Consider the following 15,429-nt stretch of genomic DNA (forward strand, 5'->3'; position numbering starts at 1 on the left):
CAGATTTTTACGCATGCAACTTCTGTCGTTTATTGGTCTAAAAACCAGTGAAAGTAAAAGATTTTGATATAAGCCACCTGAAAGCCTGCCCACGCAATGCCAAAAAGCACGATGCGGCGCAGGTGCAGCAGATTGCCAGAAGCATTGAAGTGTTTGGATTCAACAACCCGGTGCTGATCGACAGCGGTGGAGAAATCATTGCAGGCCATGGACGTTTTGAAGCCGCGCAACTGCTGCAGCTGGAGAAGGTACCCTGCATTGTCCTGGACCACCTGAATGACCAACAAAAGCGCGCTTTCCGAATTGCAGATAACCGACTGTCCGAACAAGGGGGGGGTGGGACGAAGACCTGTTAATGCTGGAGCTGTCCGACTTGCGCGAGCTGGACATGGATGTAGAGCTTACGGGATTCAGTGAAGACGACTGGCAGAAGATGATGCCGGACGACATCAGCGAATCCGAGGCGGATGATGAGGCGCCTGACCTGGAACCGGAGCTGCCTGCCTGTAGCTTGTCCGGTGACGTCTGGCTGCTTGGCAACCACCGGTTAATGTGTGGCGACAGCACCCGTGAAGAGCAGGTCAAAACACTGGTCGGTGCCGATTCGGTGGACATGGTCTGGACCGATCCGCCCTACAACGTGAACTACCAGGGTGCCACCAAAGAGCAGCTGACCATCCGGAATGACAATATGGACGACGCTGCCTTCTATCAATTCCTGCGTGCCCTGTTTGACCATTGCTATGCCGTGGTGAAACCGGGCGCGCCCATCTATGTCGCTTATGCTGATGGCCAGTCCGTTGGTTTTCGCCAGGCATTGGTCGACAGTGGCTGGAAGCTATCGCAGACCCTGATCTGGATAAAAAACCAGATCATCCTGTCCCGGCAGGACTACCACTGGCAACACGAACCCATCCTGTACGGCTGGAAAGAAGGTGAGACTCACTGCTGGTACGGCGGCCGGACCCAGTCCACCCTGCTGCGTGCCAACAAGCCGCTGAAGAGCAAAGAACATCCCACCATGAAACCGGTGTCACTGATCCTGCGGATGCTGACCCACTCCAGCCAGGCAGGTGACCGGGTGCTGGACCCCTGCGGTGGCTCCGGCAGCACGCTGATTGCCTGCGAGAAACTGAAACGCCAGGCGCTGCTGATGGAGGTTGACCCGAAATACTGTGACGTCATTCTCCGGCGCTGGCAGACCTTCACCGGCAAGGACGCGGTGCATGAAAACACAGGACAGACCTTTACTATGAAAGAGCAACAGGTGGCCTGATATGGCAGCCCCCCACCCACTCCCGACCAACCTGAAAGTGCTGCGCGGTACTGCCCAGCCCTGCCGTTTGAATGACAAGGAACCCAGGCCGGACACCAAGGTGTCGATGCCGGATGGTTTGACCCAGGAGGAACAGCAACACTGGCAGCAGGTCGCCGGGCACCTGCAGGAGGCCGGAGTGCTGACGGTCATGGACGTCCAGGCGCTGAAACTGTATTGCCGGATTTACGCCAAGTGGCATGAAAGCAACGAGAAACTGGACGACTATGGTCCGGTCATCAAGACCAGCTGTGGGCGCCCGGCGCTGTCGCCGTATTTCAAGATTTCCCAGAAGTACCTGGACCAGCTGCTGGCCATTCTTCGAGAATTCGGCATGACTCCTTCCAGCCGGACCCGTATCCGGGCCAACAGCGACAAGCCCGACGATGATTACGAGGCTTGGCAGAAGAAGCGGCGGATGGCCCGTGAGGGTGTCTGACCATTAAAGTCCTGGATCTGTTCAGTGGTATTGGCGGGTTTTCGCTGGGACTGGAACGGGCAGGCATGACCACCATTGCCTTCTGTGAGATTGAGCCATTCTGCCAGAAAATCCTGCGCCAGCACTGGCCGGATGTACCCATTTTTGAGGATATCAGGAGTCTGTCTGCGGATGACCTGCCAGAGCAACCTGACCTTGTTTGCGGAGGATACCCCTGCCAGCCCTTCAGTGTTGCCGGGAAGCAAAGAGGCTCGGAAGATGACCGCCACCTCTGGCCGGAAATGCTTCGCCTTGTCAAGGACTGCGCCCCCCCTTGGGTCATTGCTGAAAACGTTGCTGGCCACGTCCGACTGGGGCTCGACCGTGTGCTATCTGACCTGGAAAGCGCAGGCTACCTCACACAACCGTTTGTTATTCCGGCTTGTGCCCTCAATGCCCCGCACCGACGAGACCGGGTCTGGATTGTTGCCCACTCCGAGTCGAAGCCAGTGCGATCACCGCCCGGCCCGGACGTGGAACCCGAACAGCCAGTCAGGAAGGTCGCTGGGGTGCATGGCTGCCACCGGCCGACTGGCACTCTGGGCGACGCCGAACACCCTGGATCACCTTCCGCCCCGATCACCGAAAGCGCTGGAGAAGCTGGCCATGGGACACAGGAAGGGGCGAAGCCGTCCCAGCAACCTCCGGGAACAGGTAGACGAGCGCACCATGAAACTGTGGCCAACCCCAAGGGCGAGCGAGTACAAGGATGTCGGCCCGGTGGGCAGCAAGTCCCATCAACATATGAAAGACCGCCACTACCTGGCAGCTGTGGTCAAGGAAGCTGGGAAACCCAGTGGGAAATTGAATCCTCAGTTTGTCGAGTGGTTGATGGGCTACCCAACCGGGTGGACCGAATTAAAGCCCTCGGTAACGCTGTAGTGCCACAGATACCGGAGATTATAGGAAGGGCCATTATGGCCAGTCACTGAACATTATGTCCCGACACTGGCAGGACGCCTGGAACTACGCCAACCAGATCATTGACGGCGATATCCCGTCCTGCAAATGGGTCCGCCTGGCCTGCCAGCGATTCATTGATGACCTGAACCATGGCCACGAACGCGGCCTGGTGTTCAGCCCCAACGCCGCCCAGGACGTCCTGGATTACTACGACCTGACGCCTCATATAAAGGGCGAGTGGGCAGGGCAGCCCATCGTGCCGTCCGACTGGCAAACGTTCGCGCTGGTGAATGTGTTTGGCTGGCTCCGCGAGGACGGGCTGCGCCGGTTCCGGACGGTTTATATCGAGGTCGCCCGCAAGAACGGCAAAAGCACCTTTGTGGCCCCGCTCGGGCTTTACATGCTCAGGGAGGACGGCGAGGCGGGCAGTGAGGTCTACAGTGCGGCCACCAGTCGGGACCAGGCGCGCATCGTGTTCGACGCTGCCCGTGACATGACCCGCCAGTCGGCCCTGCGTTACCACCTGCAGGCGTACAATCACAGCGTCTGCCATGAATCCAGCGCCAGCGCCTTCAAGCCCCTGGCCAGCGACAGCGACACGCTGGAAGGCAAGAACACCCACTGCGCAATCATTGACGAACTCCATGCACACAAAAACCGGCGCGTCTATGACGTGCTGGAGCTGTCCTGCGCAGCCCGAAGCCAGCCGCTGCTGGTCACCATCACCACCGCCGGGGATGACCGCACCGGCATCTGCTACGAAGTCCGCAGCTATCTGACCAAGGTTCTGGAGGGTGTCTTTGAAGACGACAGCTTCTTCGGGGTCATCTACACCCTGGACGACCCGGATCAGTGGACCGATCCCGGGCAGTGGATCAAGGCTAACCCGAATCTGGGCGTCTCGGTCAAGGTCGAGGACATGGAGCGCCTCTGCCGGAAGGCCCAGCAAACCCCCAGCGCCGCCAATGAGTTCAAGCGCAAGCGACTGGACATCTGGTGCAACGCCGAAAGCGCCTACTTCGACATGGAAGCCTGGCGTCGTTGCCCGACTCTGGCGACGGATCATGAGCTGAAGCGGCTGCCGTGCTATTTCGGTCTGGACCTCTCCAGCAAGCTGGACATTACCGCACTGGTCGCTTTGTGGCCGGATGAGAACCGCCACTACCACATCCGCCACCACTTCTGGCTGCCCGAGTCCGTGGTGGACACCGACAAAAGCGGCAAGGCGCACCATATCCAGACACTCTACCAGGCCTGGGCGGACGCCGGTTTCCTGACCCTGACACCGGGGCAGATCATCGACTACACCCTGATCCGCGAGCAGGTGGTGGCCTGGGCGCGGGCCTATGACGTGCGCGAGATTGCCTACGACCCCTGGGGAGCCACACAGCTGGCCACCCAGCTGCAGGACGAGGATTTGCTGACCCTGGTAGAGGTTCACCAGTCCGTGAAAAATTTCTCCGAGGCCATGAAAGAGGTGGAGGCGGTGATCATTGACGGACGGTTACACCACGACCACAGCGACGCCATGGCCTGGATGATGAGCAACGTCACGGCCAGGGTGGATCGCAACGATAACGTGTTCCCCAACAAGGAGCATGAGGACAACAAGATTGACGGCCCGGTGGCGCTGTTTCTGGCCATGAACCGGGCACTGGTCCATCAGGAGGCCGACAGCGTTTATGACCAGGAAGACCTGCTGGCTTTGTGATGTCCTCGGCATCCTCGGAGCCTGCCTGCTGCTGGGCGGGCTGTACTTTATTTTCGCCTGGTCCGCCGTACTGGTGACCGGCGGTGCGCTGCTGATGGGCTACGCCACCCGACTTTCTTACCTGTGCAAACATGATCCTTGACCGACTGTTCCGCTCCAGAAGGCCTCCGGAGACACCCATACCAACCCAGAGCGACCCTGGCTTGTATTTCCTGTCGCCTAATGACTCCGGGATGGATATCAACCCGTGGACGGCGATGCAATCGTCCGCTGTGTTCGCCTGCATCCGTATCTTGTCAGAAACCTTGGCGCAGCTGCCCTTGAACATCCGTCGTCGCACAGATGAGGGCAGCGAGCTGGCCAACAACCATCCGTTGCAGCGAGTGCTGCATGACTCGCCCAATCCCTGGATGACCAGTTTCACCTGGCGCAATACCGTGCAGGCTCATTGCTCTGGATGGGGCAATGGCTACAGCTACATCATCCGCAACCTGAAAGGGGATCCTATCGCATTGTTACCACTGCTTCCGGATCGAACCTACCCATTGATCGTTGAGAACAGGCTGAGGTACTGGACCCAGATTGAGGACCGCACGGTAGAGGCAGCCAAGGAAGATATTTTGCACATCCCGGCACTGAGCTTTGACGGTCTGGTTGGCATGTCACCCCTGTCCATGCATCGGGAGGCTATCGGTCTTGGCCAGGCGGCGCAGCGCTTCGGTGCAAGGCTATTCGGAAACGGCAGCCTGCTCTCCGGCGTGTTGAGCCACCCCGGACGACTGCGCCGAAAAGCCGACCGCCCGGATGACCCGTCACCGGTGGAGCGCCTTCGCCGACAGTGGCGGGAACTTTACAGTGGCCTTGAGAATGCCGGGCAGGTGGCGGTGCTTGAGGAGGGGATGAACTTCCAGAGCATTGGGATACCGCCGGAGGATTCACAGTTTCTGCAGACGAGGCGTTTTCAGGTGGCGGATATTGCGAGGATATTTAATATCCCATCGCACCTAATCAATGAACTCGAAAGAAGTACATTTAACAATATCAGTGAGCTGTCCATCAGCTTCCTGCGTTACACCATGACGCCGTGGATTGTGCGGTGGGAAGAGGAGCTTAACAGAAAGCTGTTCCCGGGTACAGACCGCTACTATGCCAAATTCAACATGACCGGTCTGCTGCGCGGCACCCTGTCTGAGCGGGCGGATTATTACAAGACCGCCATCGAGTACGGCTGGCTGTCGCGCAATGAAGTGCGGGAAATGGAAGACCTGAACCAGGTGGACGGCCTGGATGAATACCTGCAGCCGCTCAATATGGGCAGTGGGCAGGGTGGCTCCTCAGAACAGCCACCAGAACAGGAGGGCGCACAAGGCACCCAGGCCACCCCAGACTAAAAGGGTACGATTGGCCTCACGGCTTGCCTGTCTCCTGATTTTGTCCAGGTCGTACTGGATCTCATTGTCTAATTTCGTCATGAATGGCTGCTATGAAGGGGAGAGGACGGCGGGCAAGCCCGCCTCGTGGCTGCTTTCAAGGACAAGGAGTACCTAAACCACGCCTCTGAGCTGCTTGAGCGTACTGATTTGTTCGGCAGAAAGCAATAAGTGCGCCTGAAGGCTGGCCTCAATGTAGTCCGGGACGGTGCGTTTTCCGCTTCGATAATCTGAAATACGGGATTGTGCAACACACAGAAAAGCAGCCGCTTCTTTCTGTTTTGGAACCGTCAGCCGCTCCAAAGCATCGGCAAAAGCCTGCGGTGTCATAACACAAAATACCCAACATAGAAGCTGACAGAAAGGGCAACCAGGGCAATGGCGAACATTACGGCAGGCTTGGACATGGTGGCTTCTCGTTTCATCGAATTCTCGTAATTTGCGCTCATATTATACCAAATAGATATTTATTTCAACGATTGGGTTAGGGTAAAAGCGCTGCCCTTTCGGGCAGCTGGGTTATTTAAAAAGGTTTTTTAAAAAGTCGATGAGCGGGGTACCTCCTATCAATGTTGCTGTTATTGCTGCGTACCATTTTAAGTAAACTCCGTGCTTTATGGCCTGCGTTTCAGCCTCAATCTTTTTAATTTCGGCTTTTTCTTTCTCGGTCATTGTTACTCCTTGTCCTCAAAAGCAGGGCTATTATATACCAATGGTATATTTAAGTCGAGCCATTTCCCCCACGAAAAGTACTTTTTTATGCCTGATTCCAAAGAAACCCGCATCGGCACCGTTGAGCTGCGCGACGATGACGGCGAGTCGCGCATTACCGGCTATGCCGCCACCTTCAACACGCTGTCGGAGAACCTCGGTGGATTCCGTGAGCTGATCCGTCCGGGCGCCTTCGACAGCGTGTTAACCAATGACGTGCGGGCACTGTTCAACCATGACCCGTCGCTGATTCTCGGGCGCACCACCGCCGGCACCCTCAGTCTGGAAAGTGACGGCACCGGCCTGCGCTACCGGATTGAACCGCCCGACACCCAGGCGGCCCGTGACTTGCTCAAAAGCATTGACCGTGGTGACGTGACCCAGTCCAGCTTTGCCTTCCGGGTCGATGACGACCGCTGGGAAGAGGACGACGACGGCCGCCTGATTCGCACCATTGTTGCCATCAAGCGCCTGTACGACATCTCGCCGGTCACTTATCCGGCCTATCCCGACACTACCGTGGCCACCCGATCCATGGACCATTTTCGCAGCGCCAGGCAAAAGGTCGCCATGGACGCCCAACGCGAGCGCGACCGCTGCCGTCTGACCCTGATCCGCTCACAGATCAACGCCGCCTGAACCTGCAGGCATTCAACCACCCAACGGAGCACCATCATGCGTGACGAACTCAAGCGCCTGCAGGAAAAGCGGGCCACCCTTGCCGAAACCATGGGCCAGCTGGTCGATACCGCCGAAAAGGAGGACCGTGGCCTGTCCGATGACGAGCGCGGCCAGTGGGACAGCCTGCGCGGCGAACTGGAAGCCCTGGAGCAGCGCATCGCCGTTGTGAAAGAGGCGATAGAGCTGAAGGCCGCCTGTGAACAGCCTTCCAATCCGTTGCCGTCCGAGACCCGCGAGTATGAGCTGGACGACTTTGGCAACCCCCTGCGCCCAAAGGTCAAGGCTTCCTCAGAAAACGACGACGCCGATCAGCGCTATCACGACGCGTTCATGCGGCTGCTGCGCTCCGACCAGCCCGGCATGATTGACCTGAGCCAGGAGCAGCGGCAGCTGATGCGCAGCCATTTCATCCCGGACACCCGCGCCCAGGGCACCACACCGGCCACGTCCGGCGGTTACCTGATCCCCACCACCATGTCCAACTCCATCAAGGAGACCATGAAAGCCTTCGGGGGCATCCGGGGCGTGGCTACCGTGATGAACACCAGCGCCGGCGAGGTGATCCAGTTCCCCACCAATGACGACACCGCCAATGAAGGTGAACTGGTGGCCGAACACGCCCAGGTGGCCGAGACCGAGCTGGAGTTCGGGCAGATCGCCCTGGGTGCCTACAAGTATTCGTCCAAGGTCGTGCGCGTCTCCATCGAGCTTTTGCAGGACAGTGCCTTCAGCCTGGATGCCTTTATTGCCAAAAAGTTTGGCCAGCGCCTGGGTCGCATTACCAGCCGTCATTACGCCACCGGCACCGGCACCGACCAGCCACAGGGGCTGATGACTGCCGCCACCGTGGGCCACACCGGCACCAGCTCCACCGAGGTGCCCTACGCCGACTGGTTGCGCCTGAAGCACAGCGTGGACCCGGCCTATCGCAGCAGCCGCAGCTGCGTCTGGGTGATGAACGACGCCACCCTGCTGCTGGCCAAGGAAATGCTGGACCAGAATGGCCGTCCCCTGTGGAAGCCCTCCATGGCGGACGGATCACCGGCACTGGTGGATGGCGATGCCTACATCATTGACCAGGGAGTGGCCGCACCGGGTGCCGGTGCCGTGGCGCTGGGCTACGGTGACGCCGGCGAGTTCATCATCCGCGACGTGCTGGGCTTCACCCTGCACCGGTTGGTGGAGAAGTACATTGACTACGGGCAGATCGGTTTCCTGGCCTTTATGCGCACCGACTCCGAGCTGATGGACAAGGCCGCGTTCAAGACCCTGAAAATGGGCACCACGTCCACCCGGAGCACTGGCAAGTAACATGCGCGTGCGGCTGCTGGCAACCCTTGCCACCGACCTCGGCCTGCTTCAGAGAAACCAGGTGGTGGACATGCCCCGGTCGTGTGCCATTGACCTGATCAACCGGCGCATGGCGGTCCCGTATCCTCTGCCGCCACAAACACCCACCCTGAAACCGGAGGAGCAACGCCATGGCTGACGTGCTGCCGGTGTCGTTGATCAAACAGCAGCTTCGCCTGGATCGGGACGATGAGGACGACTACCTGGAGCAGCTGGCCGCTGCCGCCATTGACCGGTTCCAGTCGTTTACCGGCTGCACCCTGGTCAGTCATGGCACCCCGGCCAGCCAGATCGAGGAGGGGCAGGTGCCTGCCTGGGCCGACATTGTCCAGGGGCTGCTGATGCAGGTAGCGCACTGGTATGAGAACCGGGAGATGACCGCCGAGAAAACCCTCAGCGAGATTCCCGCTGCCAGCCATGACCTCTGGGCACCCTACGTTCTTTTTCATCTGGGAGACACCGGTGGATATTCCCACGCTTAGAAGCGAGTACTTCAAACAGCACGGTCGCCGTGACTTTGACGATATCAACGAGCGGATACAGCTGCTCCACAAACACATGCCCGGCATGAAGGCCGAAGAGCGCCAGCGGGCCATGCGGGTGATTAACTACAACCGGTCCCTGCTGACCAACCCAAAGAACACCTACAACCCAGTGATCCAAAGAGCCGTCCATGCCCGCCGGTAAACTGCGCCACCGGGTTACCTTCCAGCGACCGGACGGGGAGGGCGATGGCGTCACCGACCAGCCCCTGTCCTGGCAGGACGTGGCCACCCGGGCTGCCCAGGTACGGCCGGTCAGTGTGAAAGAGATCTACGCCGCCGGCGGTTTCCTGGGCCAGAACGACCTGGTGGTCACCGTCCGTTATGACCCGCTGCTGGACGACCTGGACAACACCTGGCGCCTGTGGTTCCAGAACCGCCATTTATACGTGGTGGGCATGCTCAATACCGACATGCGGGACCGCTGGCTGAACATTACCACCACCCGTGAGCAGGGCGATATGCGCCTGAAGGGCTTTGAGCCGCCCCCGCATGCCCTGGTTATGCCGGAGCTGACATGAATTCAGAAACCATCCGCGCCCGCATCCTGGATATGGACCACAACGGCTACAGCCTGTCACAGATGTGTCGTGAGCTGGGCGTCAACAAGGATTGCGTCTGCTACCACCGCAAGGTGCTGGGCCTGACCCGGCCCATGAAGCGGTGGCAGATCCAGGACATCCTGCATAACCCGGTTAACCGGCTGCTGACCATGACCTGGAAAGCGCAATGATTGACGCCAGCGTCCAGATCCACGGCCTGAAAGAGCTGGAACAACGGCTGCTGGCCATCAGCGGTGAGGACAGCATTGCCGGTGCCAAGGTCATGCGCAGCGCCCTGATGTCCGCCACGCTGCCCATGTATCGGGAACTCCAGGCTCGGGCACCCATCGCCAAGGACCCAAGGCCGCGCAAGCGCAAGACCAAACGCGGCGGCACCGTCGAGATCCGGCCCGGCTTCTTGCGGGTGCGTATCCGAAGACGCAGCTACATCAACCGCACCGGCCATGGCAACCGTGGCATCACCGAAGACAACGGACTGGTCAAGGTGCGCCTGGGGGCTTATACGCCCTACGCCCACCATGTGGAGATGGGTACCGAACAGGCACCGGCCCAGCCGTTTATGCGGCCAGTGGTGGATGCCGGATGGCGCGGTGCCGTACAGAATTTCCGGACGCTGCTGGATAAGCGGCTGGCGTCCTACCTGAAACGGCAGGCCAGAAAACCTGCTAGAACCTGAAACAACCACCATGCTGCTTGAGCAAGGCCTGTTTGACCACCTGAAACAACTGCCTGCCTCCATCTACGGCCAGCTGCGCGGCGAGCGCCTGCCAGCCGTCGTCTATACGCTGATCAGCGATCCTGTCACTACCTCCTTTCAAGTCGTGGACCAGATCCGCGAGTCCCGTTACCAGATCGACGTTTACAACCGCAAATACCTGCAGGTCAAACAACTGGCGAAGCAAGTGGTGTCCGCACTCCACCAGTACACCGGCAGCCTGGGTGGCTACCCGGTGCAACGGGTGTTCCTTGAGAACTCGACGGACGGCTTTGAAGAGAACGCAAAGCTGCACCGGCAGATTCTCACGTTTGTTATTTACCACAACGGAGCAACCCGATGACCGAAGGCGAATACCGTGTCGGCGTTACCTTTAACCCATCCGGTGATAAGGCTGTGGATGAAGTGAAACAACTGGCGGCGGCGCTGATTGACCTGATCGAGGTCGTCGGCCATGACGAGCGTTGCATCCGGCTGGCCCAGACCTGCTTTGAAGACGGCGCCATGTGGGCGGTGAAGTCCATCACCAAACCGGATCGGGAATGACGCCGGAAGGCTCCGCCTGCCGACGCATGGTGACCGGCGCACTGAAGCATTACCGGCTGCCTCACACCGAGTCGGCTATCCGCCTGATTTGCATGATCGGTGCCCACGAGTCCGGGGGCTTCCTTTACAGCCAGCAAATGAACGGCCCGGCCCTGTCGTTTTTCCAGATTGAGCCGCCGACGTTTCGCGAACTGTGCGGCTATGCCCGGCGCAAGCAGCTGTGGATTGCCCGGCAACTGCCGTGTGACCCGTGGCGGCTGGTGTTTGACCCGCGTTTTGCGGCGGCCATGGCCCGGGTGTTTTTCCTGCGGTTCCCTGAACCGTTGCCTTCAGCGGATGACCTGAACGGACTGGCCCGCTATGCCAAGTGCTACTGGAACACCCGGCTGGGCAAGGCCAGTGCTGACGATTACTACCACGCCTGGATTACGCATTTTGACGAAACCTGACATCGAACGCCTGGCCGCCCTGGTCACCATCGTGGTCACCGCCGCCGGGCTGATCATCACCCTGTTTGTCTGGGGCATGCGCCTGGAACACCGCTTTGGCGAGCTGACCGCCACCCAGCAGACCTTCGAGCGCGTCCAGGAGGTGCGCTGGCAAAACCTGGAACGGCGCCTGGAGACCCTGCGCGCCGACATCGTCATCCTGGAAAACCGAGGAAACTGACATGGCTGGATCAACCATTGCCATCATCGGGGCCGGCAGCACACTCAGCTTTGAGGACCCGCAAAACACCAGCACGTTTCTGGAGCTGGCCGAGGCCCGCACCATCGGTGCCATTGGCGAGCAGGGCGAGTTTGTCGAAACTACGCCTATTGCTGCGACTACCCGCACCTATATACCCGGGTTGAAAACACCGCCGGATAAAGAGATCACTGGCAACGATGTGCCGGGTGATGCCAATCAGGAGACCTTCCTGCAACTGGCCAAGGACAACGCCTCCGTCAACATGAAGGTGGAGCTGTCCAACGGTCGCGCGGCCGCCTTTACCCTGGCGCTGTCCGGCTGGCAGATCAATGATCCGCAGGGGGGCGAAGCGCTGCAGTGGACGGTGTTTGGCAAGCAGTCCGGTGATGTCACCTGGACCGTTAACCCCCTGAAGAAAGCCGCATGAGTTCGGTGACCTTGGAGCAGCTTCTATCCATACCGCCGCTTCGTACCACCACCATGAAGCTTGAGGACGGTCGCAGTATTCTGGTGTTTGAACTTCCAGTCAGCGTCATTGATCGGGTGCGAACCATGGGTGAGGACGATGAGGTAAGCATGGATGATGTCACGTATGTGGTCGCTTTTGCACTGGCTGGGCGGACTCCGGAGCCGAAAGAGCTGGACGTCATTCGTGAACGGTTTGGCACCAGCTCGGTGATGGCCATCTATAAAAAGGCGCTGACCTTCAGCCACCTGACTCCGGATGCGGTTGAGCAGGAAAAAAAACACTGAAGGCCGATGGCTGGCACCGCCTGCTGTTCGACCTGGCGCTGCGTCTTCACAAGACCGTGGCCGAGATTCGCCAGCTGCCCGCCAGCGAACTCACCGGCTGGATTGCCTATTTCAGCCTGCAGAACCCACCCGTTGAATCCACCCCGGACCAGCAATACGCGCAGCTGCGCAAGGTGCTGGGATAAAAGGTGCCTGGATAATGGCCTTTCTGAAACTCGCCGGCATTGTCGTCGACCTGAGCGCCAACAGTGCCCAGTACGTTAAGGAACTGCAGGTCGTCAACCGCAAGACAAAGCGGTGGTCGAAAGATGTTAATGCCAGTTTTACCAAAGTATCCCGTAATCTGGTAGCCCTTGTTGCTACTTACCTGAGCTATGCGGCCAGCATGGGGAGCCTGACCCGGGCGATGTCCACTGCCAGGGAGATAGAAGGCCTGGCGAGACTGGCAGGCCAGTCGGTCGAGGATTTCCAGGCGGCGGCCTATGCCACCGAGCGCTATGGCATATCCGCTGAAAAACTGGGCGACATCAGCAAGGACGTCAGCGATAAGCTGGGCGACTTTATTGCCACCGGTGGCGGTGAATTCAAAGACTTTTTTGAACAGGTGGCTCCGCAGGTTGGCTTGACTGCGTCGGAGCTTCAGCGGTTAAGCGGGCCGGACGTATTGCTGGCGGTCAAGAAGGCAATGGATGACGCCAACGTGCCCATGAAGCAGCAGGTGTTCTACCTGGAGGCCATCGCCAATGACGCCAGTAAACTGATCCCGTTACTGGAGAATAACGGGCGTAAAATGAACACCCTGGAACAGGAATACCGGGATATGGGCGTCGCCTTGAGCGAGACGGACATCCAGGTGCTCCTGGACATGGAGAAGAGCATTGCCAATGCCAAAAAAGAGGCGGAATCCCTAAGCAACACTATCTGGATCAAACTGGCAGGAGCGTTTGAGGCTTTGAGCAATGCCGGAGCCAGTTTTTTCAAGGCCTTCAACAAAAACATTCAGGCGTTTCCGGCTCGGTCGCTGGAATTTCAGATAGAAGCCATCAACAAAAAGATACGCATCAGCGAACAACTGGTGACCAATTACATGGCCACCATAGAAGCCGGTAAAAAAGCCGGTGCCTCTACCAGTGACATAATGGGGGCTGTCAGCGCGCAGGCCAACCTGCAGCAGGAAAAAGAAAAGTTGGCCCAGCTGACAAAAGAGTTAAACGCACTGAAAGATGAACTGGATCAGGTACAAGGAAAAACTAAAAAACCGCTGGTGATTGAAGTCAATACCGGCAAGGACAACGACCTGAAAAAAATAGACGACCAGTTCAAATACATGAACGAGCAAATGCGTATTTTTGCCGAAGATAGCAAGGATGTTTTTGGTAATATTGCCGATGCTTCCATGGACTGGAGCAACAGCCTCAGCCAGAACCTGACGGATATGGTCTTGACCGGAAAGGCCTCCTTTGGGGATCTCGCCACAAGCATTGTGAACGACCTTGTTCGCATCATGATTCAATCAATGATCACTGAGAATTTCCTCAAGGCAGTCACCAATATTTCCAGTGCGGCCGGGATCAAACCTCCGGCCAGTTCAGGGGCGGCACCTGCTGCCAAGGCCACTGGCGGCCCCGTCAGCCGTGGCAGTACTTACCTGGTGGGCGAGAAAGGGCCGGAGCTGTTCACCGCCAGTAACAGCGGCAATATCGTGCCCAACAACCAGCTCGGCGGCAACACCCAGGTGAACATCTACACCCAGCCCGGTGAAACCGCCGAAACCCGGACGCAACAGGGTGACCAGGGCGACATTGTCGAGGTGTTCATGAAACAGGTGGACAGCCGCATGAATGAACAGATCAGCCGGGGACAGGGACTGGCCCGAACCCTTGAGGGGCGCTATGCCCTGAGTCGCAAGAGTTATTGAATGCGCCGGAAGGCCTGCGGCATCTGCAAGCTGTTCCTGGCAGTGTTCAGCGTGGCTGAAGACGAACCGCCACTGCGGCCAAAACTGAAACACAGCGACGCCATGAACGATTTCATGGCGCACCTTTACCCTTACCGGACCCGGTGCCGAAGCTGGAAGCGGCACCGCAGGCACCAATTCAGGGAATGCCTGAGTCATCCAGATGTTTTTCAATCGCATGGCGCTTCACCATTGCGTCACGATACTGGATCGCTGCTTCCAGGGCATCCTGCTGGGTTGGAAACTGGTTAAACGTAAAGTACTTCCTTTGCTGGGTCCGGTCTCCGGGAGATCCTTCCTGCCAGATGGCAGCGTACCCGACATGGTCACCCCTTAATGTTTTCATGACCACACCCCGATAGCCGGTAGAGCCAAAGCTGGGGATTCGGTCGGGGTCATACGCGGTGGTGATCTCGTGGTCAGGCAACCGGTCACGGAACCTGCGGGCTTCCTTTAAGGCTTTTTCCCGTCCACCGTAACGGGCAAAACCGAAATAAAACTGGCCCTGCTTGCATTTGACACGAAAGCAGGCCGAGCGGGTGTTTTCAGAAATGTGGTGATCCGGAACATGAGCGTTCAGGAAGCTTCGTAGTTCTGGGGTCATTGATGTTCACTTAACCGTTAATAGAACACAGCAGATCAGTGTAGAGCATGACCTACTACCCCGCAGCACTGCCCGAACCACAGCTGGGCGGCACCTTCACCACGGCGGAAGGGCGCCTGGAGAGCGAGGGTGACATCTCACCGCGCACCCGGGTGATTAACCCGAACCATCGCCAGACCCTGCAGATGAACTGGACCCTCACCGAGACCCAGTTCCGAATCTTTGAAAGCTGGCATCGCTGGCGGCTGCACGACGGCGTGTCCCGGTTCGACGTGGAGTGGGCTGGCCGCCCCGGTCGTGCCCGGTTCGCTGCCCCGGTGCAGGCCAGCCTGAATGGCCGTAACTGGTCCCTGTCCAGCGAATGCGAGATTGACTATGGAATTCCCGGCCACGCTTGAGCCTTGCCGTGCCGGTTACAGCCGCAACCTCAAGGGCGAGCCTGCACCGCAGACCTTCGACGCCTGGCAGCGCCAGCGCCGC

26 protein-coding genes are annotated in these 15,429 nt (G+C 58.7%); 23 read left to right on the top strand and 3 right to left on the bottom strand.

Features of this window, described 5'->3' with window-relative positions:
* Positions 1–47 precede the first annotated feature (47 nt).
* Genes ACNRUY_RS03690 through ACNRUY_RS03720 form a run of 7 tightly spaced genes read left to right on the top strand, consistent with a single transcriptional unit; the run spans position 48 to position 5,798 of the window.
* Positions 48–356, top strand: a complete 309-nt coding sequence (locus tag ACNRUY_RS03690) for a ParB/Srx family N-terminal domain-containing protein (RefSeq protein ID WP_488110294.1) — start codon at positions 48–50, stop codon at positions 354–356.
* Positions 356–1,276 (top strand): DNA-methyltransferase, encoded by a 921-nt coding sequence (locus ACNRUY_RS03695; RefSeq protein ID WP_488110295.1) that lies wholly within the window; start codon positions 356–358, stop codon positions 1,274–1,276. The genes ACNRUY_RS03690 and ACNRUY_RS03695 overlap by 1 nt, the downstream gene beginning before the upstream one ends.
* A gap of 1 nt (position 1,277) precedes the next feature.
* Positions 1,278–1,754: a phage terminase small subunit P27 family gene (locus tag ACNRUY_RS03700; RefSeq protein ID WP_488110296.1), complete on the top strand. Its 477-nt coding sequence runs from the start codon at positions 1,278–1,280 to the stop codon at positions 1,752–1,754.
* A gap of 50 nt (positions 1,755–1,804) precedes the next feature.
* Entirely contained in the window at positions 1,805–2,725 is a 921-nt protein-coding gene (locus ACNRUY_RS03705) for a DNA cytosine methyltransferase (protein ID WP_488110383.1), read from the top strand.
* A gap of 5 nt (positions 2,726–2,730) precedes the next feature.
* Entirely contained in the window at positions 2,731–4,407 is a 1,677-nt protein-coding gene (locus tag ACNRUY_RS03710; protein ID WP_488110297.1) for a terminase large subunit, read from the top strand.
* Positions 4,379–4,549: a hypothetical protein gene (locus ACNRUY_RS03715; RefSeq protein ID WP_488110298.1), complete on the top strand. Its 171-nt coding sequence runs from the start codon at positions 4,379–4,381 to the stop codon at positions 4,547–4,549. Before ACNRUY_RS03710 ends, ACNRUY_RS03715 begins: the two co-directional genes overlap by 29 nt.
* Positions 4,539–5,798: a phage portal protein gene (locus tag ACNRUY_RS03720; protein ID WP_488110299.1), complete on the top strand. Its 1,260-nt coding sequence runs from the start codon at positions 4,539–4,541 to the stop codon at positions 5,796–5,798. The genes ACNRUY_RS03715 and ACNRUY_RS03720 overlap by 11 nt, the downstream gene beginning before the upstream one ends.
* Positions 5,799–5,951: 153 nt before the next feature.
* Here ACNRUY_RS03720 and ACNRUY_RS03725 read toward each other — a convergent pair whose 3' ends face one another.
* Both ACNRUY_RS03725 and ACNRUY_RS03730 read right to left on the bottom strand, forming a co-directional pair.
* A complete protein-coding gene (locus tag ACNRUY_RS03725; RefSeq protein ID WP_488110300.1) occupies positions 5,952–6,167 on the bottom strand; it encodes a hypothetical protein in 216 nt (71 codons plus the stop codon).
* A gap of 189 nt (positions 6,168–6,356) precedes the next feature.
* On the bottom strand, positions 6,357–6,509 hold the full coding sequence (locus ACNRUY_RS03730) for a hypothetical protein (RefSeq protein WP_488110301.1): 153 nt from the start codon (positions 6,507–6,509) through the stop codon (positions 6,357–6,359).
* 87 nt (positions 6,510–6,596) lie between these two features.
* Between ACNRUY_RS03730 and ACNRUY_RS03735 the strand changes: the two genes are divergently transcribed.
* From ACNRUY_RS03735 to ACNRUY_RS03805, 15 genes are all read left to right on the top strand, one after another.
* Positions 6,597–7,187 carry an HK97 family phage prohead protease gene (locus ACNRUY_RS03735; protein WP_488110302.1) on the top strand — a complete coding sequence of 197 codons (591 nt, stop codon included), beginning with the start codon at positions 6,597–6,599 and terminating at the stop codon, positions 7,185–7,187.
* A gap of 36 nt (positions 7,188–7,223) precedes the next feature.
* The gene (locus ACNRUY_RS03740; RefSeq protein WP_488110303.1) at positions 7,224–8,540 is read left to right on the top strand and encodes a phage major capsid protein; all 1,317 of its coding nucleotides are present in this window, start codon (positions 7,224–7,226) and stop codon (positions 8,538–8,540) included.
* 170 nt (positions 8,541–8,710) lie between these two features.
* Complete coding sequence (locus tag ACNRUY_RS03745; protein WP_488110304.1) at positions 8,711–9,061, top strand: head-tail connector protein; 351 nt, start codon at positions 8,711–8,713, stop codon at positions 9,059–9,061.
* A complete protein-coding gene (locus ACNRUY_RS03750) occupies positions 9,042–9,266 on the top strand; it encodes a hypothetical protein (protein ID WP_488110305.1) in 225 nt (74 codons plus the stop codon). The genes ACNRUY_RS03745 and ACNRUY_RS03750 overlap by 20 nt, the downstream gene beginning before the upstream one ends.
* Positions 9,253–9,642: a phage head closure protein gene (locus ACNRUY_RS03755; RefSeq protein ID WP_488110306.1), complete on the top strand. Its 390-nt coding sequence runs from the start codon at positions 9,253–9,255 to the stop codon at positions 9,640–9,642. The genes ACNRUY_RS03750 and ACNRUY_RS03755 overlap by 14 nt, the downstream gene beginning before the upstream one ends.
* Positions 9,639–9,854 carry a hypothetical protein gene (locus ACNRUY_RS03760; RefSeq protein WP_488110307.1) on the top strand — a complete coding sequence of 72 codons (216 nt, stop codon included), beginning with the start codon at positions 9,639–9,641 and terminating at the stop codon, positions 9,852–9,854. Before ACNRUY_RS03755 ends, ACNRUY_RS03760 begins: the two co-directional genes overlap by 4 nt.
* A complete protein-coding gene (locus ACNRUY_RS03765; protein ID WP_488110308.1) occupies positions 9,851–10,360 on the top strand; it encodes an HK97-gp10 family putative phage morphogenesis protein in 510 nt (169 codons plus the stop codon). The genes ACNRUY_RS03760 and ACNRUY_RS03765 overlap by 4 nt, the downstream gene beginning before the upstream one ends.
* 10 nt (positions 10,361–10,370) lie before the next feature.
* A complete protein-coding gene (locus tag ACNRUY_RS03770; RefSeq protein ID WP_488110309.1) occupies positions 10,371–10,742 on the top strand; it encodes a DUF3168 domain-containing protein in 372 nt (123 codons plus the stop codon).
* Positions 10,739–10,945, top strand: coding sequence for an Acb2/Tad1 domain-containing protein (locus ACNRUY_RS03775; RefSeq protein ID WP_488110310.1), 207 nt, complete (start codon positions 10,739–10,741; stop codon positions 10,943–10,945). The genes ACNRUY_RS03770 and ACNRUY_RS03775 overlap by 4 nt, the downstream gene beginning before the upstream one ends.
* Positions 10,942–11,394 carry a hypothetical protein gene (locus ACNRUY_RS03780; RefSeq protein ID WP_488110311.1) on the top strand — a complete coding sequence of 151 codons (453 nt, stop codon included), beginning with the start codon at positions 10,942–10,944 and terminating at the stop codon, positions 11,392–11,394. Before ACNRUY_RS03775 ends, ACNRUY_RS03780 begins: the two co-directional genes overlap by 4 nt.
* Complete coding sequence (locus ACNRUY_RS03785) at positions 11,381–11,614, top strand: hypothetical protein (protein ID WP_488110312.1); 234 nt, start codon at positions 11,381–11,383, stop codon at positions 11,612–11,614. Before ACNRUY_RS03780 ends, ACNRUY_RS03785 begins: the two co-directional genes overlap by 14 nt.
* Before the next feature lies 1 nt (position 11,615).
* Entirely contained in the window at positions 11,616–12,062 is a 447-nt protein-coding gene (locus tag ACNRUY_RS03790) for a phage tail tube protein (RefSeq protein WP_488110313.1), read from the top strand.
* Positions 12,059–12,388 carry a hypothetical protein gene (locus tag ACNRUY_RS03795; protein ID WP_488110314.1) on the top strand — a complete coding sequence of 110 codons (330 nt, stop codon included), beginning with the start codon at positions 12,059–12,061 and terminating at the stop codon, positions 12,386–12,388. The genes ACNRUY_RS03790 and ACNRUY_RS03795 overlap by 4 nt, the downstream gene beginning before the upstream one ends.
* 56 nt (positions 12,389–12,444) lie before the next feature.
* Entirely contained in the window at positions 12,445–12,573 is a 129-nt protein-coding gene (locus ACNRUY_RS03800) for a hypothetical protein (protein WP_488110315.1), read from the top strand.
* A gap of 14 nt (positions 12,574–12,587) precedes the next feature.
* Positions 12,588–14,306: a phage tail tape measure C-terminal domain-containing protein gene (locus tag ACNRUY_RS03805; protein ID WP_488110316.1), complete on the top strand. Its 1,719-nt coding sequence runs from the start codon at positions 12,588–12,590 to the stop codon at positions 14,304–14,306.
* Between the two features lie 178 nt (positions 14,307–14,484).
* On the opposite strand, the gene ACNRUY_RS03810 is transcribed toward ACNRUY_RS03805, so the two are convergent.
* The gene (locus tag ACNRUY_RS03810; protein WP_488110317.1) at positions 14,485–14,949 is read right to left on the bottom strand and encodes a hypothetical protein; all 465 of its coding nucleotides are present in this window, start codon (positions 14,947–14,949) and stop codon (positions 14,485–14,487) included.
* Positions 14,950–14,996: 47 nt separating this feature from the next.
* On the opposite strand from ACNRUY_RS03810, the gene ACNRUY_RS03815 reads away from it, so the two are divergent.
* Entirely contained in the window at positions 14,997–15,347 is a 351-nt protein-coding gene (locus tag ACNRUY_RS03815) for a hypothetical protein (RefSeq protein WP_488110318.1), read from the top strand.
* Positions 15,348–15,429 lie beyond the last annotated feature (82 nt).

This window comes from Endozoicomonas sp. Z74 (genome assembly GCF_057680865.1).

Coding starts and splice junctions, on each gene's coding strand:
- ACNRUY_RS03810 (WP_488110317.1), bottom strand. CDS start 14,949: ATGACCCCAGAACTACGAAGCTTCCTGAACGCTCATGTTCCGGATCAC.
- ACNRUY_RS03715 (WP_488110298.1), top strand. CDS start 4,379: ATGACCAGGAAGACCTGCTGGCTTTGTGATGTCCTCGGCATCCTCGGA.
- ACNRUY_RS03740 (WP_488110303.1), top strand. CDS start 7,224: ATGCGTGACGAACTCAAGCGCCTGCAGGAAAAGCGGGCCACCCTTGCC.
- ACNRUY_RS03735 (WP_488110302.1), top strand. CDS start 6,597: ATGCCTGATTCCAAAGAAACCCGCATCGGCACCGTTGAGCTGCGCGAC.
- ACNRUY_RS03695 (WP_488110295.1), top strand. CDS start 356: ATGCTGGAGCTGTCCGACTTGCGCGAGCTGGACATGGATGTAGAGCTT.
- ACNRUY_RS03720 (WP_488110299.1), top strand. CDS start 4,539: ATGATCCTTGACCGACTGTTCCGCTCCAGAAGGCCTCCGGAGACACCC.
- ACNRUY_RS03765 (WP_488110308.1), top strand. CDS start 9,851: ATGATTGACGCCAGCGTCCAGATCCACGGCCTGAAAGAGCTGGAACAA.
- ACNRUY_RS03790 (WP_488110313.1), top strand. CDS start 11,616: ATGGCTGGATCAACCATTGCCATCATCGGGGCCGGCAGCACACTCAGC.
- ACNRUY_RS03745 (WP_488110304.1), top strand. CDS start 8,711: ATGGCTGACGTGCTGCCGGTGTCGTTGATCAAACAGCAGCTTCGCCTG.
- ACNRUY_RS03760 (WP_488110307.1), top strand. CDS start 9,639: ATGAATTCAGAAACCATCCGCGCCCGCATCCTGGATATGGACCACAAC.
- ACNRUY_RS03780 (WP_488110311.1), top strand. CDS start 10,942: ATGACGCCGGAAGGCTCCGCCTGCCGACGCATGGTGACCGGCGCACTG.
- ACNRUY_RS03815 (WP_488110318.1), top strand. CDS start 14,997: ATGACCTACTACCCCGCAGCACTGCCCGAACCACAGCTGGGCGGCACC.
- ACNRUY_RS03700 (WP_488110296.1), top strand. CDS start 1,278: ATGGCAGCCCCCCACCCACTCCCGACCAACCTGAAAGTGCTGCGCGGT.
- ACNRUY_RS03725 (WP_488110300.1), bottom strand. CDS start 6,167: ATGACACCGCAGGCTTTTGCCGATGCTTTGGAGCGGCTGACGGTTCCA.
- ACNRUY_RS03805 (WP_488110316.1), top strand. CDS start 12,588: ATGGCCTTTCTGAAACTCGCCGGCATTGTCGTCGACCTGAGCGCCAAC.
- ACNRUY_RS03795 (WP_488110314.1), top strand. CDS start 12,059: ATGAGTTCGGTGACCTTGGAGCAGCTTCTATCCATACCGCCGCTTCGT.
- ACNRUY_RS03730 (WP_488110301.1), bottom strand. CDS start 6,509: ATGACCGAGAAAGAAAAAGCCGAAATTAAAAAGATTGAGGCTGAAACG.
- ACNRUY_RS03770 (WP_488110309.1), top strand. CDS start 10,371: ATGCTGCTTGAGCAAGGCCTGTTTGACCACCTGAAACAACTGCCTGCC.
- ACNRUY_RS03755 (WP_488110306.1), top strand. CDS start 9,253: ATGCCCGCCGGTAAACTGCGCCACCGGGTTACCTTCCAGCGACCGGAC.
- ACNRUY_RS03775 (WP_488110310.1), top strand. CDS start 10,739: ATGACCGAAGGCGAATACCGTGTCGGCGTTACCTTTAACCCATCCGGT.
- ACNRUY_RS03710 (WP_488110297.1), top strand. CDS start 2,731: ATGTCCCGACACTGGCAGGACGCCTGGAACTACGCCAACCAGATCATT.